The 23127-nt window shown below is 66.2% G+C and carries 22 protein-coding genes and 2 pseudogenes; 7 read left to right on the top strand and 17 right to left on the bottom strand.

Annotated features, from left to right (window positions below):
- Window positions 1-44: 44 nt before the first annotated feature.
- The 4 genes from AB0B90_RS17775 to AB0B90_RS17760 all read right to left on the bottom strand — a co-directional run bounded on the left by AB0B90_RS17775 (window position 45) and on the right by AB0B90_RS17760 (window position 3191).
- Window positions 45-470 (bottom strand): plasmid replication, integration and excision activator, encoded by a 426-nt coding sequence (locus tag AB0B90_RS17775; RefSeq protein ID WP_362923442.1) that lies wholly within the window; start codon window positions 468-470, stop codon window positions 45-47.
- Window positions 471-589: 119 nt separating this feature from the next.
- On the bottom strand, window positions 590-1324 hold the full coding sequence (locus AB0B90_RS17770; protein WP_362923440.1) for a GntR family transcriptional regulator: 735 nt from the start codon (window positions 1322-1324) through the stop codon (window positions 590-592).
- A gap of 424 nt (window positions 1325-1748) precedes the next feature.
- The gene (locus AB0B90_RS17765; RefSeq protein ID WP_362923438.1) at window positions 1749-2108 is read right to left on the bottom strand and encodes a hypothetical protein; all 360 of its coding nucleotides are present in this window, start codon (window positions 2106-2108) and stop codon (window positions 1749-1751) included.
- 297 nt (window positions 2109-2405) lie between these two features.
- Window positions 2406-3191 (bottom strand): GntR family transcriptional regulator, encoded by a 786-nt coding sequence (locus tag AB0B90_RS17760; RefSeq protein WP_362923436.1) that lies wholly within the window; start codon window positions 3189-3191, stop codon window positions 2406-2408.
- A 76-nt stretch (window positions 3192-3267) separates the two neighbouring features.
- Here AB0B90_RS17760 and AB0B90_RS17755 point away from each other — a divergent pair, with 76 nt between their 5' ends.
- Both AB0B90_RS17755 and AB0B90_RS17750 read left to right on the top strand, forming a co-directional pair.
- Window positions 3268-3708 (top strand): NUDIX domain-containing protein, encoded by a 441-nt coding sequence (locus AB0B90_RS17755; protein WP_362923434.1) that lies wholly within the window; start codon window positions 3268-3270, stop codon window positions 3706-3708.
- A gap of 95 nt (window positions 3709-3803) precedes the next feature.
- Entirely contained in the window at window positions 3804-4769 is a 966-nt protein-coding gene (locus tag AB0B90_RS17750; RefSeq protein WP_362923432.1) for a hypothetical protein, read from the top strand.
- Between the two features lie 906 nt (window positions 4770-5675).
- Here AB0B90_RS17750 and AB0B90_RS17745 read toward each other — a convergent pair.
- Entirely contained in the window at window positions 5676-6254 is a 579-nt protein-coding gene (locus tag AB0B90_RS17745; RefSeq protein ID WP_350941370.1) for a GNAT family N-acetyltransferase, read from the bottom strand.
- A gap of 246 nt (window positions 6255-6500) precedes the next feature.
- Window positions 6501-6785, bottom strand: coding sequence for a tyrosine-type recombinase/integrase (locus AB0B90_RS17740; protein ID WP_362923430.1), 285 nt, complete (start codon window positions 6783-6785; stop codon window positions 6501-6503).
- 530 nt (window positions 6786-7315) lie between these two features.
- Here AB0B90_RS17740 and AB0B90_RS17735 point away from each other — a divergent pair.
- Entirely contained in the window at window positions 7316-7693 is a 378-nt protein-coding gene (locus AB0B90_RS17735) for a VOC family protein (RefSeq protein ID WP_362923428.1), read from the top strand.
- Window positions 7694-8035: 342 nt separating this feature from the next.
- On the opposite strand, the gene AB0B90_RS17730 is transcribed toward AB0B90_RS17735, so the two are convergent.
- The 5 genes and pseudogenes from AB0B90_RS17730 to AB0B90_RS17710 all read right to left on the bottom strand — a co-directional run.
- Complete coding sequence (locus AB0B90_RS17730) at window positions 8036-8551, bottom strand: response regulator transcription factor (RefSeq protein ID WP_350941373.1); 516 nt, start codon at window positions 8549-8551, stop codon at window positions 8036-8038.
- Between the two features lie 32 nt (window positions 8552-8583).
- Window positions 8584-8724 (bottom strand): annotated as a pseudogene (locus tag AB0B90_RS17725) (ATP-binding cassette domain-containing protein); the annotation flags it as partial.
- Window positions 8725-8844: 120 nt separating this feature from the next.
- Window positions 8845-10068: an amidohydrolase gene (locus AB0B90_RS17720; RefSeq protein WP_362923426.1), complete on the bottom strand. Its 1224-nt coding sequence runs from the start codon at window positions 10066-10068 to the stop codon at window positions 8845-8847.
- Window positions 10065-11534, bottom strand: a complete 1470-nt coding sequence (locus AB0B90_RS17715) for an MFS transporter (protein WP_362923424.1) — start codon at window positions 11532-11534, stop codon at window positions 10065-10067. Before AB0B90_RS17715 ends, AB0B90_RS17720 begins: the two co-directional genes overlap by 4 nt.
- Before the next feature lie 76 nt (window positions 11535-11610).
- A pseudogene (locus AB0B90_RS17710) lies at window positions 11611-11767 on the bottom strand (imidazolonepropionase); the annotation flags it as partial.
- A 91-nt stretch (window positions 11768-11858) separates the two neighbouring features.
- On the opposite strand from AB0B90_RS17710, the gene AB0B90_RS17705 reads away from it, so the two are divergent.
- Genes AB0B90_RS17705 through AB0B90_RS17695 form a run of 3 tightly spaced genes read left to right on the top strand, consistent with a single transcriptional unit; the run spans window position 11859 to window position 15636 of the window.
- A complete protein-coding gene (locus AB0B90_RS17705) occupies window positions 11859-12914 on the top strand; it encodes an Lrp/AsnC family transcriptional regulator (RefSeq protein WP_362923422.1) in 1056 nt (351 codons plus the stop codon).
- A 51-nt stretch (window positions 12915-12965) separates the two neighbouring features.
- The gene (locus AB0B90_RS17700; protein WP_362923420.1) at window positions 12966-14363 is read left to right on the top strand and encodes an L-serine ammonia-lyase; all 1398 of its coding nucleotides are present in this window, start codon (window positions 12966-12968) and stop codon (window positions 14361-14363) included.
- Between the two features lie 52 nt (window positions 14364-14415).
- Window positions 14416-15636 (top strand): amidohydrolase family protein, encoded by a 1221-nt coding sequence (locus AB0B90_RS17695; RefSeq protein WP_362923418.1) that lies wholly within the window; start codon window positions 14416-14418, stop codon window positions 15634-15636.
- A gap of 45 nt (window positions 15637-15681) precedes the next feature.
- Here the strand turns inward: AB0B90_RS17695 and AB0B90_RS17690 are convergent, their stop codons facing one another.
- The 3 genes from AB0B90_RS17690 to AB0B90_RS17680 form a co-directional block, all read right to left on the bottom strand.
- Window positions 15682-16479 (bottom strand): alpha/beta hydrolase, encoded by a 798-nt coding sequence (locus tag AB0B90_RS17690; protein ID WP_362923416.1) that lies wholly within the window; start codon window positions 16477-16479, stop codon window positions 15682-15684.
- Window positions 16480-16483: 4 nt separating this feature from the next.
- Window positions 16484-17338 (bottom strand): enoyl-CoA hydratase/isomerase family protein, encoded by an 855-nt coding sequence (locus AB0B90_RS17685; RefSeq protein WP_362923413.1) that lies wholly within the window; start codon window positions 17336-17338, stop codon window positions 16484-16486.
- Window positions 17339-17476: 138 nt separating this feature from the next.
- The gene (locus AB0B90_RS17680) at window positions 17477-18076 is read right to left on the bottom strand and encodes a TetR/AcrR family transcriptional regulator (RefSeq protein ID WP_362923411.1); all 600 of its coding nucleotides are present in this window, start codon (window positions 18074-18076) and stop codon (window positions 17477-17479) included.
- A 293-nt stretch (window positions 18077-18369) separates the two neighbouring features.
- Here AB0B90_RS17680 and AB0B90_RS17675 point away from each other — a divergent pair, with 293 nt between their 5' ends.
- Window positions 18370-19836, top strand: a complete 1467-nt coding sequence (locus AB0B90_RS17675; RefSeq protein ID WP_350941383.1) for an MFS transporter — start codon at window positions 18370-18372, stop codon at window positions 19834-19836.
- A gap of 72 nt (window positions 19837-19908) precedes the next feature.
- Here the strand turns inward: AB0B90_RS17675 and AB0B90_RS17670 are convergent, their stop codons facing one another.
- The 3 genes from AB0B90_RS17670 to sigJ form a co-directional block, all read right to left on the bottom strand.
- Window positions 19909-21231 carry an RNA polymerase sigma factor gene (locus AB0B90_RS17670; RefSeq protein ID WP_362923408.1) on the bottom strand — a complete coding sequence of 441 codons (1323 nt, stop codon included), beginning with the start codon at window positions 21229-21231 and terminating at the stop codon, window positions 19909-19911.
- Between the two features lie 21 nt (window positions 21232-21252).
- Entirely contained in the window at window positions 21253-21594 is a 342-nt protein-coding gene (locus AB0B90_RS17665; RefSeq protein WP_350941385.1) for a YciI family protein, read from the bottom strand.
- Between the two features lie 486 nt (window positions 21595-22080).
- Window positions 22081-23091, bottom strand: coding sequence for an RNA polymerase sigma factor SigJ (gene sigJ / locus AB0B90_RS17660; RefSeq protein ID WP_362923406.1), 1011 nt, complete (start codon window positions 23089-23091; stop codon window positions 22081-22083).
- Window positions 23092-23127: the final 36 nt, after the last annotated feature.

Genomic DNA, 23127 nt, shown 5'->3' with positions numbered 1-23127 from the left:
CGAGGGGCCGCCGGAATGCCAGTTCCAGCGGCCCCGCTTGCGTGTCAGGCCGCGATGTCCTTACCGGCCGACGCCTTGGCCGGAGCCGCAGCCGAACGGGGAGCGCGCATCGCGGTCGCCCGCAGGGACCAGGCCAGACGACCCGTCTTCTCGGCGACGTAGGCGGTGGCAGTCATGCCGTCGAACTCCACCGGGACGAACGGCATGTTGGGCAGCGAGGGCGGGGGAACCGGCTGGACGGGGGACAGGATCTTGACCGCGACCGTCTTCTGTCCGGCCTTGAGGGTGGGGTCGGCGTCCATGACGGCGACCTGCCAGACGAGCTCTCCGGTGGTCTTGTCCTTGGCGTAGACGGTGCGTCCGCCGGTCGAGGCGGTGAAGTCCTTGACCTGCTCGACCTCGCCGACGACGTAGCAGCCGTGCGGGAAGACCTGGTCGAAGCTGACGGGGATGGGGCCTTGGATGGCCATGATGTGTTCTCCTGTTGTTCGCTTGTTCTGTTGCTAACTCGTACTGTCAAGTTGAAGCTAAACGATGAACGGACACTCGACAAGACGAGTTTCCGTTTCGATGTGTGGCCTACATCACACTACAGAGAGTAGGTGTCTTCCAGCTCGTGAAGCGTCCCCGGCAAGGCAACCTCGATGACCATGACATGACGATTCCCGGCGAAGACCCGAGCCGTCACCCCCATGACCGCCGCCGTCTTACCCAGCCCCAACAGCTTCATCTCATCAGCCGTGGGGTGACGAGCCGCCAGCCGTTCGATGACGTGATCCAGCCGAAGCCCCTTGACCGCCTGCACGTGCTGACGAATGCCCGCCGTCAACGGCAGCGCCTTGCCCAGATCGGTCCCCTCGGCCAGCTCGATCGGACACCAGAAGGTGACCAGCTCACACGGATCATCACCGTCGCTCAGCAGGATTCGACGCATCATGACCGGCGCCCCGGTAGGCAGAGCCAACGTCGCGGCGATGTTCGCCGGAGCCGGACGAGGCCCCGCCTCCAGCACCGCAGCCCCCTGGCCGGCTTCCGCACGATCGAGGACGGCACGGCCAGGCCGGGAGAAGTCCTCCTCAGCCAGCGGAGGCGCCATCTTCACATACGACCCCTTGCCATGCTCCCGGTCGATGAAGCCCCGCAGCTGCAACACCTGCAGCGCCCGCACCACGGTGGGACGGCTGACCGCGAACTCCCGGACCAGTTGCGACTCTGACGGCAGCATGGAGCCCGGCGGATACGTGCCGTCCGCGATCTTGTGCCGGATCGCCGCAACGATCTGGGCATACTTCGGAGGCGCGTACTCATCACCGGAAACGGACATGTTAATAACCCAACTACTCGACTTGTCGTCAGCATAGATGCGAACTCTTCGCTTGAAAAGCGAACGCTCTCTCGCAGGTCAGGAGTGTGGCGGTGCGAGACCTCCGGCGCCCTCCGCAGCCAGTCACCGCACCACCACACTCGTCTACCGAGCCCGCCCAGCCAGCAGCGCCGACCAGACGGCCCGAGCTTCGGTGACCCCCCACACTCGACTGTCATGGACTTGATGATTACCGTCGCGCCGGACGGTCCGCCGGATGAATCCTTGCCCGGCACCAACGTGAAGTTCGTAGATCGTGGCCCGGCACACGCACGTCCACGCCTCCGGGTGCGCCCGCCCCAGAGCCCCGTTCGGCTTCCGCCACTCCAAACGATCATGATCACGCTGGGCCATGACCACGTGCGGACTGATGCCGACGCACTCATCAGACAGGATCGGCACGATGAGCCCCCGCCATCACATCGGGCAGGGGATGAGCCCTCCGAAGGTCGGTGTAGCGGAACGCCACCCGCCGCGCGGCCCGGTCAGGCTCCGCCGCAGCGTGCCAGGCATACAGCACCCGGCCGTGCCTGGCATCCAAGCGCCCCGTACTCCACCAGAAGACCAAGCCGTCCGACCAGACGGTCAATCCCGTCCAGACCGACACCACGGCCAGCCCGTAACCGCCGTTGACGTCGGCATCGATCCCGCACCGCTCCAGCTCCACCTTCAAGGACTCCGCCGCGCCCACCGGAGAACAGACGTCGCCGAGGACGAGGCGTCCCGCAGGTGGTAGGGCGTTCATGCGCGGGAGTTCGTGATCGGAGCGGGGGCGACTGCCTGCCCCTGGCACAGGGAGCAGTCGTCTCGGACACGGATGAAGGACAGGGCCGATCCGCGCGGACCGCCGATCAGGGCACGCCGCTGGCTTACGTACTTCCACCCTTTGCCGTCGCATGAAATGCATGCCTGCCCGGTCATGACGTGTGCCCCTCAAGTCGATGCTTCGCGCTCAGTGGACCCGCCTCCAGTAGACGTCTGCTCGACTAGAGGAGTAAGCGCGTAAGACAGTTATGACTCCTCTAGAGGAGTTCGTCAAGCGTTATCGCGCAGGCAGCTCATACGAGAGCACATAGGCATCACTCGACATCACCGTGTCGCACACCTCCACCGCACGACCATCAGCGGCATAAGCCGTACGCACCAGGTGAAACACCGGAACACCCGGCGCCAGCTTCAACGCCCGCACCTCATCCCGCAACGGCATCCGAGACCGAATCTCCTCCACGAAACGATCCAGCCGAAACCCCAACTCCTCCAGCCGCGCGTAGATCCCACCCGGACCACTGTCCGGCTGCGCGATCCGCGTATCCCGCGCGATCTCCGCCGGAATGTACGACACAGCCGTCTCCACCGGCTGACCGTTGATCAGATACCGGCGCGACCGGACGATCACCTGATCTTCCGAGCCGATCCCGAGCAGTCCGGCGACCTCCGCAGAAGGCCGCCCCTCGGTGATCTCGATGGAATCGACGGTCGGCCTCCCACCCGCACCCTCGGTCTCCACGATGAACGCGGCCTTGCCCTGCTCACGATGACGACGCGCGAACCGGTCAGAAGCCAGCCGCCGCACCGGAGGATGAGAGCGGACGAAGACCCCGCGCCCATGCTCGGCCACTGTCAGCCCTTCGCCCTGGAGGACCTGGAGCGCGTTGCGAATGGTCATCCGCGCGACGCCGTAGTGTTGCATGAGCCGAGCTTCCGAGGGCACCTTGTCACCTTCGGCCAGAGTGCCTTGCTCGATCGCCTGCCTGATGTGATCGGCGATCTGCCGGAAGACGGCCCGATCGCTGGTCGGGTCCAGATCCGGAAACGGCAGCTCGGCCACGACCAACAACTCCTCAACTCGTACATACGTGTACCGCAGTCCGAGAATAGCGATCAGCAGCCCCGGAGGACATCCGATGGATCACCACCACCCGCAGCACTCCGTCAGCGTGGCAGGCGTGATCATCGACGACCAGGGCCGCGCCCTCCTCACCCAACGCCGAGACAACGACCACTGGGAAGCACCCGGCGGAGTCCTGGAGCGCGACGAGGACATCACCACCGGCCTACTCCGAGAGATCCACGAAGAGACCGGCCTGCACGTCGAGCCCGTCACCCTCACCGGCGTCTACAAGAACATGACACGCGGCATCATCGCCCTCGTCTTCCGCTGCAAAGTCATCGGCGGCCACCTCACCGAAACCGACGAAACCCGCGCGTTCCGCTGGGTTACCGCGGACGAGGTCCAAGAACTCGCCTCCGAGGCATTCGCCATCCGCGTCCTCGACGCCATGCACCACGACCACCCGCCAGCCGTACGCCAGCACGATGGGGTCCACCTGCTTGAGCCCCTCTAATCTGCGGGTATCCCCACGAGGCACCAAAACCGTGGCCCTGGCGCTCTACACCCGGGAGCGATCCAAAACACCTTCCGCACCGATAAGATCTCTTTGTGAGCAAGCCAATACACTACGGCCTGAGCCAGACTGACGGCGGGGTTGCCGAGCACCTCGTCCTGGACTTGCTTTTCGAGTACGACTCGAAGCACCGCGGCCGCCCAATCCGGCTTCGAGAGCTGGCGGAGGCGACGAACCGCACCGGAGATATTCCACTGTTCGAAGAGAACGCAAGGCTCATCATCGAGGGCCTGCACAGTCGGCACACCATCGTGGTAGAGCCCACGACCACCACCATCCAGGACTGTCGCCTGAGCCTGACCCACAACGGCAGACGAGAAGCGGAACGCGCCCGTACTCAGCGCGAAACCCGTGATGCGAACCGCGACGCCTGCCGTCATGCTCTCCTCCACTGGCTGGACCAGGAGGAATACGACGACTCATATATCAACCTGGCTAGATTCTTCACGCACCCGTTGTCTCATTTCTGGGGTTACCCCTTCGAAATCAAGCACTTCGACCATGCGTTGAGCTGGCTAAGCGACAAGGGGCTGGTCGTGCCCTATGCCGCGCTTGGCCCGAACTCAACGGCGCGGATCACTATTGAAGGCGCCGACTGTGTCCAGCAGCACCCATGGAACATCTACGCATACCTGAAGGGGAAGACCGTGAGCGGTAACCAGAACATCCACGTCGGCGGGGACTTCACTGGCCAACTCGGCGTGACCGGGCACGGAAACGTCACGCAGACGCAGGACCAGAAGGTCGATATAAAAAAGATCATGGAAGTGCTTGAAGGGGTTCGATCCCAGATCCCATCGCTGGGTCTAGAAGAGCAGGACGCCAAGGGGCTACACGAGACCATCGATGAGATCGAGGAGAAGGGGAATAACGGCACCTTGGATCAAGAGGAAAAAGGATCTCTCCTGAAGCGCATCACAGGCTATCTCAGCAACGCGTCGGCGGTGCTCGGGCCGATTTTCTTGGCAGGCGTCCAGAACCTGCTCGATTCCGGAGCGTAGCCGCTGATACGTGTCGTACCGCGATCACTGCCGAATTGTTCTTAGTAGGTATCAAGCGGCGGCGCACCGCGCCGCCGTACGCCCCGCGCCGGCGCTCCCGCGCCGCGCATGCGGCCTGGGGGCCGGTCACGGCGCGGGCGCCGCGCGGGGCATCGCCATGGGCACACCCCGCCGTACGTCAGTGCCTCGCCAACCACCGGCCCGCCGCCGCCCAAGCACTACGAGCAGGTTCCCCCTCATGCTGCTCGCGCCGGTTGCGTTCCGCATTCGCATGGTGCACCCCCCAGACTCCGAAGCCAAGTGCTATGAGCATGGCCAGTATCAGCAGAGCGAACCCGAGCGTGAGTGACGAACTCATGAATACCGCTGCCCCCATAGATAGGGCTGCCGGAATGAAGAGGAGGAACTTCCGCTCACGCATGAGGTAATTGTGCACCTTGGTCGCTTTCGTCGGACAAGCTTCTTCGCTTTCGGCGGGGTTTCAGCTCCAGGATGATTGGGGCTCATGGGGAGAGGGTCTGAGTGTGGTTGAGGTAAGGATGGGCCATCACACCACTACAGGTTCCGATCGCGCTGTGGTTGATCACCACACGGGGTTGAGGGCGATCGACGGGCCGGGACTTCGTTCCTCAGCCCCGGCCCACCGAGCACCGCGCAGAAGATCGGCGGCCGTGCCCGTTGCGTGCCCGTCAGGAGGGTCACCAAGGGGGAATCACGGGGACTCGCGGGCAAGACGAAACCGCCCCTGACCTGGAACGCGGCAGGTCAGAGGGTCGCGTACCGAGATCTTGTAAACTGTTGTACAGCGTTGAAGCTGGTACCGCCCTTGAACGATCCGGTGCTTGGTTCCTCAATACCGGCTCGCCGGATCGGCAAGAATTCTTCTTTGATTATCCTCACGGGTCGTCACAAGGAGCGCCACCGGTCGGCGCTGAGCCGATAGAGCACCGCATGGCGGACCGGACTCTCCGCCGGAACGAGCGGGTAATCGAAGTCATCCGCCGGATCTCGGGTCATTCCCAGCCGCTCCATCACCGCACGGGAACGGATATTGGACACGGTGGTCATGGACACGATCTCCGTCAGTTCCGCCACCTCGAAACCGTGGGCCAGTGCCGCGCGGGCCGCTTCCGTGGCGTAACCATGGCCCCACGCGGAACGGGCCAGCCGCCAGCCAATCTCGACCGCCGGCGTGAAGTGCGCCTCGAAGGTCTGCACCGCCAAACCGGTCCAGCCGATGAACTGTCGCGTCTCGCGGACTTCGAGCGCCCACAACCCATAGCCGTACCTATCGAATCCCGCCTCGATGCGATCGACCATTCGATCGCTCTGCTCCGGGGTGAGAGCCGAGGAGAGAAACTCCGTGACCTCAGGGTCGGCGTTCAACGCCGCGTAAGGCTCCCGGTCGGTCTCCTGCCACCGACGCATGACCAAGCGTTGGGTCTCCAGCATGAAACTCTCCATCGACGTGATCGGATCCAGCATGAGTCGCACATCCTAGGAGGCAACGGAAGGTTTCAAGATCCGGACTATGTGCGGATTGCCCGCGCTGGACCCGACGAGGCATCGCTCGAAGGCGCCAGGTCAGAGCACTGAGAAAGCCAATAAGCGCCCTCCACTTTTAATCCGTAGGTTCTGGGTTCGAGTCCCAGGCGCCCTACCCCAATGAACTGGGCAGACTTCCCATTTTCCATGATCGGGAAGCCTGCCCAGTTGCATTTCCAGTTGCAGTTACGACCAGTTCGTTGCCGTCAGCCGTCCCACAGTGCCCGCCGCCTCGATCGCCAGTGCCTCCGTGATGTGGGTATACCGCTTGGTCGTGGTCAGCTGGGAATGGCCGAGGACCGCCTGAATCACTCGGATGTCCACCCCTTGTTCAAGCAGGAGTGTCGCGGCCGTATGACGCGCGTCGCGAACGCGGGCGTCCTTGTCGATCTCGGCGAGTCGCAGGACTTCCTGCCAGCCGTCCCAGTCGTCCCCGGCATCGATCGGGCTTCCGTCCGGCGTGCACCACACGAGATCCCAGTCTTTCCAGCTTCCCCGCCGCTTCCCGTTCGAGCCTCTGAGACTCCTTGTGGCGCTTGAGAAGGATGATCAGGGTAGGAGGTAAGGCGATGGACCGTTTGCCCTTGCCCTTCGGCTTGGTGAACGTCCGCCCCCGGCACGGTTCGGGCAGGCAAGAGTGGGGTGCCCCGATCTTCCCGGACACGGACCCAAGTAGGGGGCGCTCGATGAAAAACAGAACGTAGAGCCTCTTGAGGAAGACCGTGTCGACGTGGAACAGATCGCATGCCCAGATGCCCTTGGCCCGCGCCTTCACGGTGCCGGCGCAGCAACGTCACATTCCGGCTCGTGATCGGCCCATCGGAGAACAGCCGGGCCGCCGCCGAAATCGAACGCTCGGCCCCCAATCTGGCCCATGCGCCGTTGCTCCGGCGGGCACTCACCCGGCCTGGCGGCCGCTCCTATCATGGAAACGAGGAGGCGAAAGACGTCGCGGCCCTTGTCGTACCCCCGCGTAGGGACCGTCTGGGAAGGAGATCGACATGTCAGTGCGGTTGAACCACACTATCGTGGCAGCCCGTGACCGCGAGGAGACCGCCGCGTTTCTGGTGGAGATTCTCGGTCTGCCGCCCGCGACGGCCTTCGGGCCGTTCCTCGTCGTCGATCTCGGCAACGAAGTGTCTCTCGACGTCGCCGGAGCCGATGGTCCCGTGCATCCCCAGCACTATGCCTTCCTGGTCACTGAGGAGGAGTTCGACCAGATCTGGGGCCGGATCAAGGACCGCGGACTCACCTTCTGGGCCGACCCGTTCCACCAGCGGCCGGGTCAGATCAACACCAACGACGGCGGTCGCGGCCTGTACTGGTCCGACCCCAACGGCCACAACCTGGAGATCATCACTCGCCCGTATGGAGGGTGAGCGGAATCTGAGAGATTGGGTCCGACATAGATCCTCACGACTTTTAATCCGTGGGTTCAGGGTTCGAATCCCTGGCGCCCCACCACTTATGACCTAATTTGACCGGTGGTTTTGGGCCGGTTTGGGGCCTCGGCGGCGAGGCGAGATCGGCCGTGGTTGCTCGCCGGTTACTCATTGGTACGTCCCCGCGCAGCGGGAACATCGCCGCGGGCCCTCACACGAAGCCGGACGCGCATGACGGCCACAGAACAACCCTCGAGAGCGACCCGGCGGGGCTCTCTCCTCTCTGAACAGCCCGGCTAAGGGTCAATCCCTGGCCAAAGACGGTCGGCAGAGGCGATCTCAGCGGTACGGAACTGCACCGGCGCGGAACGCGATGATGACCGCATGCACCCGGTCGCGAGCTCCGATCTTCGCGAACACCCGCCCTACGTAGTCCTTCACAGTCGACTCCGCGAGATGCAGGCGCGTGGCGATCTCCGCGTTCGTGGCGCCCTCGCCGATTGCCACGAGGATCTCGCGTTCCCGGTCCGTCAAGGCCGTGACCGCGGCGAGCGCCAATGACCGATCCTCGTTGTCGCGCCACGACAGGGGTGTCGCGGCGAGCCGGTCGAGCAGACGCCGAGTGGCGCTCGGCGCTATCACCGCATCTCCAGCGGCGATGGCCCGGATCGCAGAAAGGATCTCCGTCGGCTCCGCGTCCTTGGTCAGGAACCCGCTCGCGCCCGCCTCCAGCCCCGCGATCACGTACTCGTCGACGTCGAACGTCGTGAGGAGAAGGACTCTGGTCTCGCGTAGGCCGGCAATGATCTGCCGGGTGGCCTCGATGCCGTCTGTCCCGGGCATCCGCACGTCCATGATGACCAGGTCCGGGCGCAGCCGCTCCGCCTGACGGATCGCATCGTCGTCGATTTCCCCGCGCCGTTCGGCCCGAGGAATCCGGTCACCACCCCGGGACGGACGGTGAACGACAGGTCGTCGACGACGGTCTTCTCGCCGTAGCGTTTGGTCAGATCCTGAGAAACGATCACCCCCCACGCCAGGAATCCGTCGACGGTGTGACATCTGCCCTCAGTACCAACATGGGTGTGTCCGTGGTACCGACCTCCGATGACCGCAGTACCGGTGATGACGCTCGGCGCGTTCCCGACTCACGTCCCGGTGGGCTCGAGACCCGCGCGCAACGCCTCATGTGAGAGTTGACCGAGGTGAGGTCCCGTGACGACGTCGACGACGGTGAGAGCCATCGCCAGGGCGCCGTCGATGGCGGCGCGTTCCGCGGCCGGGCCTGTCGCGTCCGCGGTGAACTCGGGGGTGTGCGGCCAGGACGTACTCCCGAGGACCGCGATAAGAGGGTGAATCGATGGCACCGCGTGCGACACGTTTCCCATGTCGGTGGACCCGGCCGCGGGGCGCGGCCGTTCGCGTATTTCGCGGCCGAGCGATGCAAGGCTGCGGTCCCATGCGGCTGCCAGGATCGGATCCTGCCGCATGTCGGCGTATGTCGGCTCCGCTTCATCCCAGCTCCATGTGCATCCCGCCGCCGTCGCTCCTCCCTCGAAGCAGGTGAGAATTCGTCGTCGTGTCTCCTGCAGGTCCTCAAGGGTGTCGGCCCGAACCTCGACACGCACGGCGGCCGCGGCGGGGACGACATTGGTCGTCTGCCCGCCCTCGGAAACGAACGCATTGGCGCGAACGCCGTCGGGGAGATGCTGGCGGAGCAGACCGAGGGCGACGAGTCCGATTGTCGCCGCGTTTGAGGCGTTGTCGCTGCTCGGAGTAGGCCCGCCCGTATGCCCCGGCCGGCCTTGGAACATGATGTGCAATCGGCACACGGCCTGCGTGCGGACATCGAGGCAGCGGACGTCCTCGCCGGGAGCACCGTGCACCATGAGGGAGAACGTGACGTCGTCCCACGCGCCCGCATCCAGCATGATCACCTTTCCGCCGCCGTGCTCCTCCGCGGGGGTGCCGAGCAGCTTGATACGGAGGCCGATTCGATCGGCGACAGCCGTCAGTGCGATGGCCGCGCCGACGGCTGCCGCGCCGATGATGTTGTGACCGCACGCGTGACCGATGCCGGGGAGCGCGTCGTACTCGGCGCAGATCGCCACGGTCACGTCGCCGCTCCCATAGGTCGCCTCGACCGCGGTGTCGAGTCCATACGCGCCGATCGCGACGTCGAAGCCCGCGGCCTCGAGCTCTCGCGCGACGAGGGTCGACGCGTGGCGCTCCTGGAAGGCGATCTCGGGAACTCGGTGTATCTCTCGGCTGAGTGCGATCGCGGACTCCTCCCATTCCGTCCGGGAGGCGAGGATCGCCTCCCGGACAGAGTTGGACGATTCCGGATGGGAAGGGCGTTTTGCGATGGTCATCTTTCCTCGATCGGCTCGGCGGTGGGGGATTCGACGGTGGATGTCTCGTCGGTGTCAGGTTCTCTCGCCACGCGCATCCGCAGGGCGAGGGCGGAGAGCGCCAGGGAGATCACCAGGCAGATCCCCCAGACGGCGAAGAACGACAGGGGCGTCGAACTCACCGCGGTCGATCCTTCGACGCTCCGCGTGGTGACGAAGAGGGACATCACCAGCGCGAAGACGGCGCCCGCGACCGCGCCCGCCGCAGTGCGCGCGGTGTTGAACAACGCCGAGGCGATGCCCACGGAATCGGCGGGTGCGTTGCGCACCACGATCGAGGGGAGGACGGCGAGGAGGACACCGGCGGAAAGACCGCCCAAGGCCATCCAACCGATGAACATCGCCGTCGATCCGGAGAAGATGATCATGAGGGCGAAGCTCGCCCCCGCGACGACGCCGGCCAGCGCGACGGCTCTCGGCGGGGTGACCCACCGCGCAAGGCGTTCGCCGAGCAGCGTCCCGGCGAACGCGGCGATCGCGTAGAGCACGATGATGGCGCCGGCACCGGCCGGGGGCAGACCGAGTCCGTACCCCTCCCGGGCCGGATCGCTGAGAAGCCAGAGGAAGCTCGCGGTCTGCCCGCCGTAGGTCTGCGCCCCGAAGAGGGCGGATACGACGATCGGCAGGCCGATGCCGCTCTTCGCCAGCATCGACAGATCGACCAGGGGGTTCTCCACCCGGCGCTCCACGAACACCCAGAGCGTGAGCACGACGACGCCGCCGAGCACCAGAGAGAGGGTCCTCGCCTCGAGCCAGCCCCAGGCGCCGCCGTTCGAAATTCCCGTGAGGGTGGCGAGGAGACCGGCCGTGAGCAGGATCGCGCCCGCCCAGTCGATACGGCCTTTCTTGCGCACGGTCGTCTCGGGCACGAGAAAGATCACCACCGGAACGCACAGGGCGATGAAGATCGCGGGGAACAGCAGGACCACGTTCAGGTTCTGCGTCGAGGCGTACAGCAGGCCAGAGGCGAGTGAGCCGACAGCCGCGCCGAGAGTGAGGGCACCGACCAGGACGCCGATGTTCCTGCTTGCCGACTTCACGTCGCGGGAGCGGACGATCGCGAACTCAAGCGGCAGGAAAGCCGCCAGCGGCGCCTGAAGCGCGCGACCGAGAAGGAACAGCTCGAAGGTCGGCGCGAAGGCGACGACCAGCGAGCCGACGGCAACGAGTGCCGCCGCGACGACGAGGAGCCGCTTGTGGCCGAACATGTCCCCGAGCTTCGCCAGGATCGGGACACACGCGACCGTGACCAGCATGTACATCGCGTTGACCCAGTTGAGGGAGCCCGCGCTGACGGAGAACTGCTGCCCGATCGCCGCGAGCAGAGGCGAGAACCACCCCTGCAGCATGCCGCTCCCCAGCTCCATGACGACCAGAAAGCCCACGACACCGAACGGCGATCGGGAGCGGAAGGCGAATCGCATCATCAATGACTCCAGTGTCAGCGCGGACATAGACGCTTCGTCTCACGCAGGCGCTCGCGCACGCCGTCGCGCAGGTTCACGGGGCGGTGCCGCGTGTCACGGTGACGGTGGAGCCGATGCCGCCACCGGCCGCGGTGATCGCGCTCGGCGTCGCGGTTGCCCGGGTAGACGAGGTGGGTGCGGGCGTCGATCAGGCCCGGCGTAACAAGCGTGCCGCCGAGGTTCTCCACGTCCTCGCGGTGACCGTATCGCCGAGATCATGATCAAACTATTTCAGTCCGGTTATGTGCTGATAGTCGTGCACCAACGACACTAAAGTGACAGTTTATGGACAAAAAAGACATTAATCCGCAGATTCGCGGCCTGGATGAGATCGACAGGCGACTGATCCACGCGCTTCAGATCCATCCTCGGGCGCGATGGGCGGCGATCGCACCAATCGTGGGGGTGGATTCGGTGACGCTTTCCCGCCGCTGGGAACGCTTGTCCGGCGACGGTCTTGCCTGGGTCGCCGGGCATCCGGGGGCTGACGCTCGCGGACCCTCCGCGATCCTCGAAGTGGAATCCCACCCTGGTTCGACCCTTGAGATCGCTCGGGCATTGGCGGCCGACCGGGAGGCGTTCACCGTCGACCTCACAGCAGGCGGCCGCGACATGCTGGTCATCGCGGGCGCCGAGAGCCTGGACGCCCTCGGCGAATACGTCATGACCCGGATGCGTCGGCTTGAGGGCGTCCGCGCGACGCGGACACATCTCCTCTCCTCGCCGTTCACCGACGCGGGTCAGTGGCGACTCCGCTCGCTGAGCGCCGCCGAGACCGCCGCGGTCAAACGCACGGTCTCGGCCGACGCGCCCGAACCGGCGCGCATCGACTCCCAACTTGAGCGTGAGCTCCTGAAACTGCTCGGTGTGAACGGGCGTGTGACCATCGCCTCGATGGCGAGGGTTCTCGATGTCAGTGAGCGGCGCGTGCGGGAGACCATGGCTTCGATGGCGAGCAGCGGCCGCCTGGTGGTTCGTCTCGACCTCGCGCGGGCGCACTCCGGCTGGCCCGTGCACGCATGGTATTTCCTGCGGGTCCCTGCCAGGTTGACCGCTCGGGCGGGGACGGCCCTCGCCGGCATCAGCGAGGTCCGCCTCGCCGCCTCGACAATCGGCCCGTCCAATCTCGTCCTCTCCGTCTGGATGAAGACGCTGGCTGACATTCAGCGGCTCGAGGTGGCGATCGAGGAGAACATCCCGGAAGTGGCTATCGCGGATCGATCGTTGGTGCTGCGGACGCTCAAGAAGGAGGGGCGCCACCTCGACGCGAACGGGAACGCAACCGGCGATTTCACGCCGCTTCCGATGTTTTTCCCGCATGCGGGAGCGCCTCTGCGATAGAAACCTGCATCGGATGGATCGGGGACGCCATGGTGCGTACGGTCCTCATTCATGACTGTCTCGGAGCCAACTGTCGGCGTGTTCGACCTTTTCACGATCGGTATCGGCCCTTCGAGTTCGCACACGGTGGGCCCCATGAGAGCCGCCGCCGAGTTCGTTGATCGTCTCACCGGCGAGACGATCATCGATCGGGTGGACAAGGTACGCGTGGAGATCTTCGGTTCCCTCGCCGCGACCGGTGCCGGACATGGCACATTCAGTGCCGTGCTCCTCGGGCTGGAGGGAGTCCGGCCCGATGCGGTGACCCCAGCGGAGATCACCGCAAAGCTCGCCGTGATCGAAGACACAGGGTTTGTCGCTCTCGGCGGCCGTCATCGCATCCACTGCCGCGTCGAAGACTTCGTCCTCCGCCCGCTGACGGTCCGCGCCCGGCACAGCAACGCGCTGTCCTTCACCGCGTTCGACTCCACCGGCGCGGAGCTTGCCACGGATACGTACTACTCGATCGGTGGCGGCTTCGTCGTGCGTGACGGTGACGAGAAAAACGCCGGACCTCCGGCGGCGCGTCGGCCCTTTCCGTTCCGCACCGCGGCCGAGCTGCTCACCGTCTGCGAGGAGACCGGGTTCAGCATCGCCGAGGTAATGATGGCGAACGAACGTGTCCTGCGCTCGGAAACCGACATCCGGCACTTACTGCGAGGTCTGTGGGATGTCATGGAGTCGTGTGTCCGCTCGTCGATCGCCCGCGACGGCATTCTGCCCGGCGGTCTTGGCGTACGTCGCCGCGCCGGGGAATGGGCCGCCCGTCTCGCCGCGGAAGACCCCGACCACGCCAACGGATACTGGCAGCAACGAGTCAACCTCGTCGCCCTCGCCGTGAACGAGGAGAACGCGAGCGGAGGACGTATCGTCACGGCACCTACGAACGGTGCCGCGGGCATCATCCCCGCCGTGCTGTACTACGCCTTGCACTACACGCCGGCCAGTAGATCCACGACCACCGGCGGAGACGACATCGTCCAACGGTTCCTGCTCACCGCCGCGGCGATCGGCACCCTCTACAAGGCGAACGCGTCCATCTCCGGCGCAGAGGTCGGCTGCCAGGGCGAGGTCGGCTCCGCCTCGTCGATGGCCGCCGCCGGCCTTGCCGAGATCCTCGGGGGCACCCCCCAGCAGGTCGAGAACGCCGCCGAGATCGCCATGGAACACAATCTCGGCCTCACCTGCGACCCTGTCGGCGGACTCGTCCAGATCCCGTGCATCGAACGCAACGCCATCGCCGCGGCCAAAGCCATCAACGCCGCGAACATGGCGCTCTGGGGGGACGGCGAACACCATGTCTCCCTCGACCAGGTCATCGCGACCATGCGGGAGACCGGCGCGGATATGAGCGACAAGTACAAGGAAACCGCCCGCGGCGGCCTCGCCGTCAACGTCGTCGAATGCTGATCGGCGCCAATACACCCCAGCCGGATCATCAGTCCAGGAGAAGCGAGCCCACATGCACTCCCGTACCGTGTTCAAGAACGGCGTCGTCTTCGATGGCACCTCCGTCTCCGACGCCGATGTCGCCGTGGCCGGTGACCGCGTCGTCGCGATAGGCGTGGACCTGGATGGCGACGAGGTCGTCGACTGCACCGGAATGTCGATCGTTCCGGGCCTGTTCGACTGTCACGTCCACGTGATGGCGCGCGATCTCAACGTCGCGCGCACCGAACAGCAAGCCTTCTCGCTTCAGTACTTCGAAGCCGGTCGCAATCTGTCCCTGCTACTGGACCAGGGCATCACCTCCGCGCGAGACGCTGCGGGGGCGGACCTCGGCATCAAGCAGGCGATCGAGCGCAAGCTCATCGAGGGGCCGCGGCTGCAGATCGCCATCGTGATGCTGTCACAGACCGGAGGGCACAGCGATCTGCATCTCCCATCGGGCGGAGAACGCTCGGTGCCGATGATGCTCGAGCATCCCGGCCGACCACGCTCGATCGTCGACGGCGTGGACGGCCCCGGCGGCGTTCGGCGTGGCGTCCGGGAGGTCCTGCGCGCCGGCGCCGACGTGATTAAGATCGCTACGACTGGCGGGGTCATGTCGCTGGGAGACAATCCTCGGCATTCACACTTCCGTGACGACGAGCTCGCAGCCATCGTGGCGGAGGCTGCGGCAGCCGAAACCTACGTCTTCGCTCACGCGCAGGGGACCGAGGGGATCAAAGCGGCATTGCGTCACGGGGTTCGCTCGATCGAGCACGGCTACTATCTCGACGACGAGGCGGTCGCCCTCATGCTGAAGAACGAGGCCTGGCTGGTCCCGACGCTCTCGGCGACGCGTGCGATCATCGACGCGGCGGCAAGCGGGGTGCCGATACCGGCCGAAAGTCTCGCGCTCGCCCAAGAGGCGCTCGAGGCTCACCGCGCGAGTTTCGCGCTGGCGGTCAACGCCGGCGTGAAGATCGCGATGGGAACGGATACCCCGCCGTACTGGAGCCCGTCCGCCAGTAACCTGGACGAGCTGGGACTCATGACCGAGGCGTCCTCCATGTCGGAGATCGAGGCGTGGCGAGCCGCGACGTCGAGCGCGGCGAAGCTGCTCGGACACGACGATCTCGGCGTTATCGAGCCGGGCGGGCTGGCTGACATCGTCGTCGTGGACGGCGACCTGCTCGATCTTCGAGGCCTTCGCGGCCGGATCCGTCAGGTGTGGCTCGCGGGTGTTCGCGTCCGCTGAGAGCTCGTACAGGGAACGGATCCCGGCGGGGATCCGTTCCCTGTACTAATCCGAGCCGGTCAGGAAGGCCGCGATCAGCGCGGCGGCCGATTCGGGTCGTTCGTTCTCCCATGCGTGACCCGCGTCCGCGAGCTGCAGAACGCTGGCGCCGGGGATCTCGTCCGCCATCGCCAGGACGTCGGCGACCCGTATCGTTGCGTCCCGTCGACCGTGCACCACGAGGGTCGGCGACGTGACGGAGCCGAGAAGGCCACGCGTGTCGAACCCGCGCGTGGCGGCAAACCGTCGCACGAGCTGCTCGCTCGCGGACTCCGGCGTCTCCCCTTCCGAATCCCGCGGTCTCGCAGCGGCGCGGCCGACGGCGGGGGCCATCTGAGCCAGAAGAGCTCGGGCTCGCGCGTGATCGCCCGTTTCAAGCGCCCCGAGAAGGGCACGGACGCCGTCAGGAAGCCGGGCGGGATCGAAGAACCGATTCGTGGAGCCGAGGATGAGCCGGTCCAATCGATTCGGATGCCGCAGTGCGAACGCCTGCGCGATCATTCCCCCGTAGGAGGTGCCCAGGACGTGGGCCTGGTCGAAGCCGAGAGCTGAGATCAGCGCGGCGAGATCGTCAGCGAGATCGTCGATCGTGTACGGCTCCGGGGCGAAGACACTGGCACCCCGATCGCGCTGATCGTACGTTACGACCGTGAACGTGTCGATGAGGTAGCGGCGGAATGCGTCGAAGAGGTCCTGCCCGATCTGCAGTCCGTGGACGAGGACGACCGGGGGCCCTGCTCCGTCGATCCGGAAGGAAGTGCGGCCACCGTTGGTAACGGTGACCGCACCCTCACCTCCGGTCACCGTCTCACCAGACCTTGCGCTGGCGTGCGTCCGCGACCAGATCAGGGACGGGGATCAACGCCTTCGACCCGACCGTCGCGAGCGACTGCTGCGAGAAGTGGAAACCGAAGTCCTCCGCGACGAGCTTGCGCCAGGGGCGGTTGACGATGTTGTGCGTCGCCCATCGTGCGAATCGCGGCCGCTTCATGATGTCGCGCGCGAGCTCCCACGCCTTGGGCAGCAGTTCCTCGCGGGGCAGGACGTCGCTCACGAGCCCGTACTCAAGCGCCTTGGGTGCCGGGATGGAGGTGCCCCCGTAGATCGCGTAGGCGGCGCGCTTGCTCCCCATGAGATGCTGCAGCGCGAGCGCGAGACCGTCACCGGGGGCGGTGCCGGCCATGAAATGGGGATCCATGAAGTCCGCGTCCTCGGCGGCCAGGGTGACGTCGCACATGAGTGCGAACTCGGTGTGAATGCCTGGCCCGTTCACCGCGGCGATCGTGGGGATGTCGATGTTGTTGACGAAGTTCTCGATCAGCTTCCAGGCGTCGATCGTCTGCTGAAAGATGAAGTCGGGCTCCTCCTCGACCAGCGGCTTCGGCCACGTCTGTCGCGGGTCGCCCTGGAACCAGGTCTCGCCCGTGCCGGTGATGATGAGCACGTGGTTCTCGGAGTCGTTGCCCACGTCCTGCCACACGCGGCTCCACGCGTTGTGGGCGGCCCAGTTGTGGACGTACGGGCCGCCGTCGGTGTGGAGCCGCAGCTCGATGATCCCGTTCTCGCGACGCATCTTGAAGAACGCCGCGTACCTCTCGGAGTACTCCTCGAACGTCGTGGGGGGCACGTGACCGGCCCATCCGAAGCTGGACGCATTCGCCATCATGGCTCCTTTCGCCGAAGCGAGCCGACCTCGCTCGTTAATGAGACAAAGTATCTCTTTAACTGCCGTCGGCGGTCCCCGCCACGCGGTGCGCAGAGAACGGCACTCGAACGCGCGCACCTGCGAAGATTTCGCGCCCTATACGGCACCTCCTTGCCGCAAACCGGCGAGGACCATGCCGACGATCTTGTCCGCGTCGTCTCTGGTGAACGGTCGAGTCCGGCGGACAAGGAACCACTGCACAGGTCCGGCGAGCATCATGTTCACGAAACGCGCATCGACGGCCGGGAGCTGACCAAGGGCCGCTGCCGCATCGAGCCGGAGTTGCAGATCATCCGTGCGCCGCTCAAGGAGTTCCAGGCCTATCTCGCGCAGGCCGTCGCTCTCGTCGGCCCTCCGCATCAGGATTTGCAGGACCGCGCGACCTTCCGGAGTGGCGGAGGCCTCGGCGAAGGCACAGACGAACGCGACCAGATCGTCATGGATGTCACCGGAGTCGTGGAGGGGGACAAAGGTCTCCGCGAACCGCGCGAGTATGTCGCGGAACAGGTCCCCTCGATTCGGCCAACGTCGGTACACCGTCGCCCGAGCGACCTGTGCTCGCGCGGCGAGGTCCTCGTACTGGAGGCCGTCAACCCCCTTCTCGGCCAGGATCTCGAGCGTGGCCGCCCACAGACGCTCGCTGACCAGCCGCGTGCGGCCCCCCGGCCGGCGTGCCGGTTGTAGTTCTGCACTCATTCTCGTCGCATCGACGCGGATCCGGCCCACCTGCGTGTTCTGTCGACCGGTACGGCCGCATCGATGACTCTCCCTCCGCTTCTCGTCGGCGACTCCCGATCGTAGTGACCAGACGATCATGCAACGATGTCGCCCGGAACGTTCGCAAGATGCTCAATCCCGGCAGTTTCCCGCGTCGAGTCGCCGACCACAGCCACTTTTCTGCAAACGCTAGGGGCGTTAGCCGGGCAGGCCGACAATGTCCGGAATCTCAGATCGATGCCTCGATCGAGTCCAGATTCAGGGAAGTGGCCATGACTCAGACACCCACGAGCCCCTCCGAGACCGAGACTCCAGGCAACGGGTGGAGCGGTCGGATCCTCTGGTGGGTCACCATCCTAATCGTCGCCAACACGGTGGTTGACACGGTCATCGTCGCACCATTGCTCGTGCTGCCGCAGATGTCGGAGTTCTTCGGAACCGACCAGAGCGCGTGGCTCAACGCCAGTGCGATCCTCGCCGGCGCGATGTGGGCACCGCTCCTCGGCAAGAGCGCCGATGTCTTCGGCAAACGCCGAATGCTCGTCCTCGCACTACTCGTGGGCGGCATCGGCGCGCTGGTCTGCCTCCTGGCCCCCAACATCGGGATCTTCCTGGTCGGCCGCGTGATTCAAGGCGCCGCCGTCGGTTCCGTGTTCATCACCGTCGTGTTCATCCGCCAGGTCTTCCCGCCCCGCGTCGGTATGACGTCCGTCGGCATCGTCACCTCTGGCTCTGCGATCCTTGGCATCGTCTCGCCCTTCCTCTTCGAGATCGTCGTAGGTGCGTACGGTTTTCGCTCGGTCTTCGTCGTGTCCGCCGTGCTCGCGTTCTTCGCTGCGCTGACCGTCCGCATCTTCTTGCCCGAGTCGCCGATCAAGGTGAGAAGCCGCGTGGACGTCGCCGGCGCCGTTCTTCTCGGGGCGGGCCTCGCGGGCATCCTGGCGTACATCAGCCTGGGTCATGACCTGGGCTGGATGAGCGCCGGCATGATCGCCCTGCTCACTGTCGGGATCGTCCTCCTTGGCGCATGGGTCCTGACGGCGCTGCGCCTGCCCGAACCCGTCATCGATCTGCGGATGCTTACTCGTCCTGTCGTAGCCACCCTGGTGGTCGTTGTGCTCGGCGCCGGCGCCTACCAGGCACTCCTTCAGCTGGTCGGGCTGATCGCGCAGACCCCCGTGGACGAAGGGCTGGGGTACGGGCTCGCCGGCGCGTCGGGTGCGCTCGGCTTGCTCTTCGCCGTGCCGTCCTTCGGCGCCATGACAGGCGGGATCCTCGCCGGATGGCTCGCCGGACGGATCGGCCCAGCCCGCACACTCGCCGGCGGAATGGTCATTGGCACATTCGCCACACTCGGGCTGCTGTTCTCCACCTCCGCCTTCCTCCCCGCCGTCATCTCCGCCGGACTCCTCGGCTTCACCGCCGGGGCCGTGATCACCTCCGGCTTCAATCTGTCGACAACGCTGGTGAGCGAGGAGAAACAGGGGATCGTGGCCGCTCTGGTCCAGGTAATGCTTGGTGTCGGCGCTGTGATCCTCAACATCATCGGAGGAAGCATCCTCCGGGCGACCTCCCTCACCGGCAACGGCGAGCCGGTGAACTCCGCGGCGGGAGTCTCCCTCTACATCCTCGTGACGCTCGTGCTGTTCGCCGTCGCGACCATCGTCGCGCTGGCGATCTCCCGCCGTCGACCACACGACCGTGGCGCAACGCACGGAAACGCGGCTCAGCCCGCCTGAGCCCTGCCCGCGACAAGAGCATCCTCGGAGATGCGAACAGACATACCACCCTCCGTCAGCTCCATAGCCAGGTCAGCCGCGGCAACCCGGCCGGCATGCGCTCTCGGCTGTCATGTCTCCTGTTTCCGTTACAAGTCCTACGGCCGCACGCGGGGGCCGAGCAGGTCGTCGGAGGAGCCGTAGCCGGTCGCGCAGGAAACGGCGTTCGGCGTCGGTGGGTGCGAGGTCGAGGGCCGCACGGTAGGCGTCGGCCGCCTCCCGCGTACGACCGGCGCGTCGCAGCAGGTCGGCGCGGGTGGCGTGCAACAGGTGGTAGTCGTCGAGCTGTCCGGTCCCGGCGATCGCGTCGACCAGGGGCAGCGCCGCCTCGGGACCGTCGGCCATGCTGATCGCCACGGCCCGGTTCAGATCCACGATCGGGCTCGGTGCCATCCGCGCGAGCCGCGTGTACAGCCCGACGATCTGCGGCCAGTCCGTCTGGTCGGCGACCGGCGCGGTGGCGTGACACGCCGCGATGGCCGCCTGGAGCTGGAACGGCCCGGCGCGGCGCCGCCGTAGTGCTCGTTCGCAGATCGCGGCCCCCTCCGCGATCTGCGCCCGGTCCCACAGCGAGCGGTCCTGCTCGGCGAGGGTGACCATGTCGCCGTCCGCGTTCGTACGCGCCGGCCGCCGGGCGTCGTGCAGCAGCATCAGCGCGAGCATGCCGTGCGCTTCCGGCTCGTCGGGCATCAACGCCGTCACCACCCGGGCGAGACGGATGGCCTCCAGGCACAGCCGGGCCTTTTCCGGGTCTCCGTACCCTTCGTTGAAGAGCAGGTAGAGCACGTGGAGTACGGCGGGAAGGCGGTCCGGCAGTAGGTGCGCGGGCGGCACCCGAAACGGAATGCCCGCGTGCGCGACCTTCTGTTTGGCGCGGAAGAGGCGTTGGCCCATGGTGCGTTCCGGCACCAGGAACGCACGCGCGATCTCGGCGGTGCTCATGCCGGTCAGGCTCCGCAGGGTCAACGCCACCTGGGCTTCGAGGCTCAGCGACGGATGACAGCAGGTGAACATGAGCTCCAGGCGCTCGTCGGGGATCTCGCTGTCGCTCGAGTAGGGCGACGGTTCCAGGTCCAACGCGGCCACCTCCCGTAGTTTCGCCGCCTCGGTCGACGCGCGACGCATCCGGTCGATCGCGCGGTGGCGTGCCGCGGTGGTGAGCCACGCCAGTGGCTGATCCGGTACGCCTGATTCCGGCCACCTCTGGAGTGCCTGCGCGAACGCGTCCTGCGCACACTCCTCGGCCAGGTCCCAGGCGCCGCCGGTGAATCGGATCATGGTGGCCACGATCCGACTCCACCCGTCGGCGTAGATCCCGGCGATCCGGTCCTTCACCCGAGCCACCTGAGCTGTCATCGACGTCGTCCGCCTCGGCCGTCAGTCCTCGCCGTCGGGCCAGAACGGACGCAGCTCGATCATCCCGGCCCACGCCATCGGGTGCCTGGACGCGACCTCGATGGCCTCGTCGAGGTCGCCGCACTCCAGGACGTCGAAACCGACTATCTGGTCCTTGGTCTCCGCGTACGGGCCGTCGGTCAGCAGCACCTTGCGGTCGCGGACGCGAACCGTGGTCGCGTCGCTCGCCGGCCGGGTGCGGTTGCCCATCAGCCGGATCCCCTTGCCGTCCATCTCCGTGACCCAGTCCTCCACATCCGGGGCGCCGTCGTCCTGGCCGGGCGTGTAGGCCGGGTCGGTGCACACCAGCATCAGGTACTTCATCGGGTTGCTCCTGTCGCGTAGCCGGCGGTGACCATCACGGCGATCGTGGTGGCCGTGTTTCGGCACAGGGCGATTGTGCACCGGTGGCCATGCCCATGCGTGTCCATGGGTGCCCTCCTCTCCCGTGCGTCATGTGGATGACGAACGGGAAAGGCCCTCCACTACAACCCACACCAAGATTCTTTCGCGCAGCCGGCCGGGTGGGCGTGTCCCGCGCGCGGACGGGGCGGCGACTCTTCACGTGGAGACCTTCTCTGGGCCGGACCACACGATGACGCCGAGAGGTCACGACGGGCCACGCCTGGCGGTGCTCGGCGAGCGGGCGCTCGACGAAGAGCTTCGCGAGCACGGCCGGGGTCTGCTCCCCGTCGGCCCACAGGATCTCGGAATGTACGTCGTCGAGGAGCGGACGCGGCATCGACGGCCGCGCGGGTGGTCTCGTCCGCGGAGTCCTACGGGTGTCGGTACGTGTCGATGCTCGTGTGCCTATCGCAGTCGTCTTTCGTGATCCATATCTGGATCCTGTTGTGGCGGAGCCGGCGTTTCCAGTGGTGGCCGCTGCGGTTCCGCCGTCCATGAGCGGAGCTTGTCGGGGTTGCGTACCGCCCAGATGCGCTTGATCCGGTCGTCTGCCACTTCGAACGCGTAGACCGACACGGTGACGCCGTCTTCCTGGGCGATCAGGCCGGGCCGGCCGTTGACCGTACGCTCCAGGAACGTCAGGTCGTGGAGCCTTCCCTCAAGCTGGACCAGGGAGCGCACGATCCGCTCGGCGCCTTCGACCGGGCGGAGCAGCGCGCCGGCGACGCCGCCGCCGTCGGCGGTCGCCGTGGCGCCGGGGTCGAGCAGGGCGACAAGGGCGTCGATGTCCTTGGCCTCCCATGCCTGTTTGAACTCCCTGACGATCCTGGCCTGCCGGGCCGCAGGGGTCGTGGACGCCCGCGCGGCACGGATGCGGCGGCGGGCCGAGGATGCCAGCTGGCGGCAGGCCGCCGGGGTACGGCCGACGATCTCGGCCACCTCGGCGAAGGAGTAGCGGAAGACGTCGTGCAGGACGAACGCGACGCGCTCGGCCGGGGTCATCGATTCGAGCACGACGAGGAAGGCCATGTTGACCGACTCGTCGAGAGTGACCCGGTCGGCCGGATCGACGGTGATGCCGGCCGGCCGGCCGCCGAACCACTCCGTACGGTCCGGCAGCGGCTCGGGGATCCACTCGCCCACGTAGGTCTCTCGCCGGGCCCGTGCCGAGGTGAGCACGTTGAGACAGATCCGGCCGGCGACCGTGGACAGCCAGGCGCCGGGGGACGCGATGTCGTCCTGCTGCTGCCGGGTCATGGCGTACCAGCGGGCATAGGTCTCCTGCACGACGTCCTCGGCCTCCGCCAGCGAGCCGAGGAGCCGGTAGGCGAGATTGATCAGCCGACGCCGCTCGCCCGTGATCGCGCTCAGGCTTGGATCGAGCGGTATGTCTCCTGGCTCGGGCTGGGTGGTCATGGTGTCCCCCGACTTCTCTGGTCGCGGTCGGCTGTC

The organism is Streptosporangium sp. NPDC049078 (assembly GCF_040648855.1).
In the GTDB taxonomy this organism is placed as follows: domain Bacteria; phylum Actinomycetota; class Actinomycetes; order Streptosporangiales; family Streptosporangiaceae; genus Streptosporangium.
This window is presented reverse-complemented; position numbering and strand designations above follow the sequence as displayed.

Excerpts from the sequence above, each read along its gene's own strand:
- AB0B90_RS17735 (WP_362923428.1), top strand. The coding sequence starts at position 7,316 with ATGTCAGTGCGGTTGAACCACACTATCGTGGCAGCCCGTGACCGCGAG.
- AB0B90_RS17680 (WP_362923411.1), bottom strand. The coding sequence starts at position 18,076 with ATGAGTGCAGAACTACAACCGGCACGCCGGCCGGGGGGCCGCACGCGG.
- AB0B90_RS17755 (WP_362923434.1), top strand. The coding sequence starts at position 3,268 with ATGGATCACCACCACCCGCAGCACTCCGTCAGCGTGGCAGGCGTGATC.
- AB0B90_RS17705 (WP_362923422.1), top strand. The coding sequence starts at position 11,859 with ATGGACAAAAAAGACATTAATCCGCAGATTCGCGGCCTGGATGAGATC.
- AB0B90_RS17675 (WP_350941383.1), top strand. The coding sequence starts at position 18,370 with ATGACTCAGACACCCACGAGCCCCTCCGAGACCGAGACTCCAGGCAAC.
- AB0B90_RS17715 (WP_362923424.1), bottom strand. The coding sequence starts at position 11,534 with ATGATGCGATTCGCCTTCCGCTCCCGATCGCCGTTCGGTGTCGTGGGC.
- sigJ (WP_362923406.1), bottom strand. The coding sequence starts at position 23,091 with ATGACCACCCAGCCCGAGCCAGGAGACATACCGCTCGATCCAAGCCTG.
- AB0B90_RS17770 (WP_362923440.1), bottom strand. The coding sequence starts at position 1,324 with ATGTCCGTTTCCGGTGATGAGTACGCGCCTCCGAAGTATGCCCAGATC.
- AB0B90_RS17670 (WP_362923408.1), bottom strand. The coding sequence starts at position 21,231 with ATGACAGCTCAGGTGGCTCGGGTGAAGGACCGGATCGCCGGGATCTAC.
- AB0B90_RS17720 (WP_362923426.1), bottom strand. The coding sequence starts at position 10,068 with ATGACCATCGCAAAACGCCCTTCCCATCCGGAATCGTCCAACTCTGTC.
- AB0B90_RS17745 (WP_350941370.1), bottom strand. The coding sequence starts at position 6,254 with ATGCTGGATCCGATCACGTCGATGGAGAGTTTCATGCTGGAGACCCAA.
- AB0B90_RS17730 (WP_350941373.1), bottom strand. The coding sequence starts at position 8,551 with ATGGACGTGCGGATGCCCGGGACAGACGGCATCGAGGCCACCCGGCAG.
- AB0B90_RS17775 (WP_362923442.1), bottom strand. The coding sequence starts at position 470 with ATGGCCATCCAAGGCCCCATCCCCGTCAGCTTCGACCAGGTCTTCCCG.
- AB0B90_RS17700 (WP_362923420.1), top strand. The coding sequence starts at position 12,966 with ATGACTGTCTCGGAGCCAACTGTCGGCGTGTTCGACCTTTTCACGATC.
- AB0B90_RS17765 (WP_362923438.1), bottom strand. The coding sequence starts at position 2,108 with ATGAACGCCCTACCACCTGCGGGACGCCTCGTCCTCGGCGACGTCTGT.
- AB0B90_RS17665 (WP_350941385.1), bottom strand. The coding sequence starts at position 21,594 with ATGAAGTACCTGATGCTGGTGTGCACCGACCCGGCCTACACGCCCGGC.
- AB0B90_RS17685 (WP_362923413.1), bottom strand. The coding sequence starts at position 17,338 with ATGGCGAATGCGTCCAGCTTCGGATGGGCCGGTCACGTGCCCCCCACG.
- AB0B90_RS17695 (WP_362923418.1), top strand. The coding sequence starts at position 14,416 with ATGCACTCCCGTACCGTGTTCAAGAACGGCGTCGTCTTCGATGGCACC.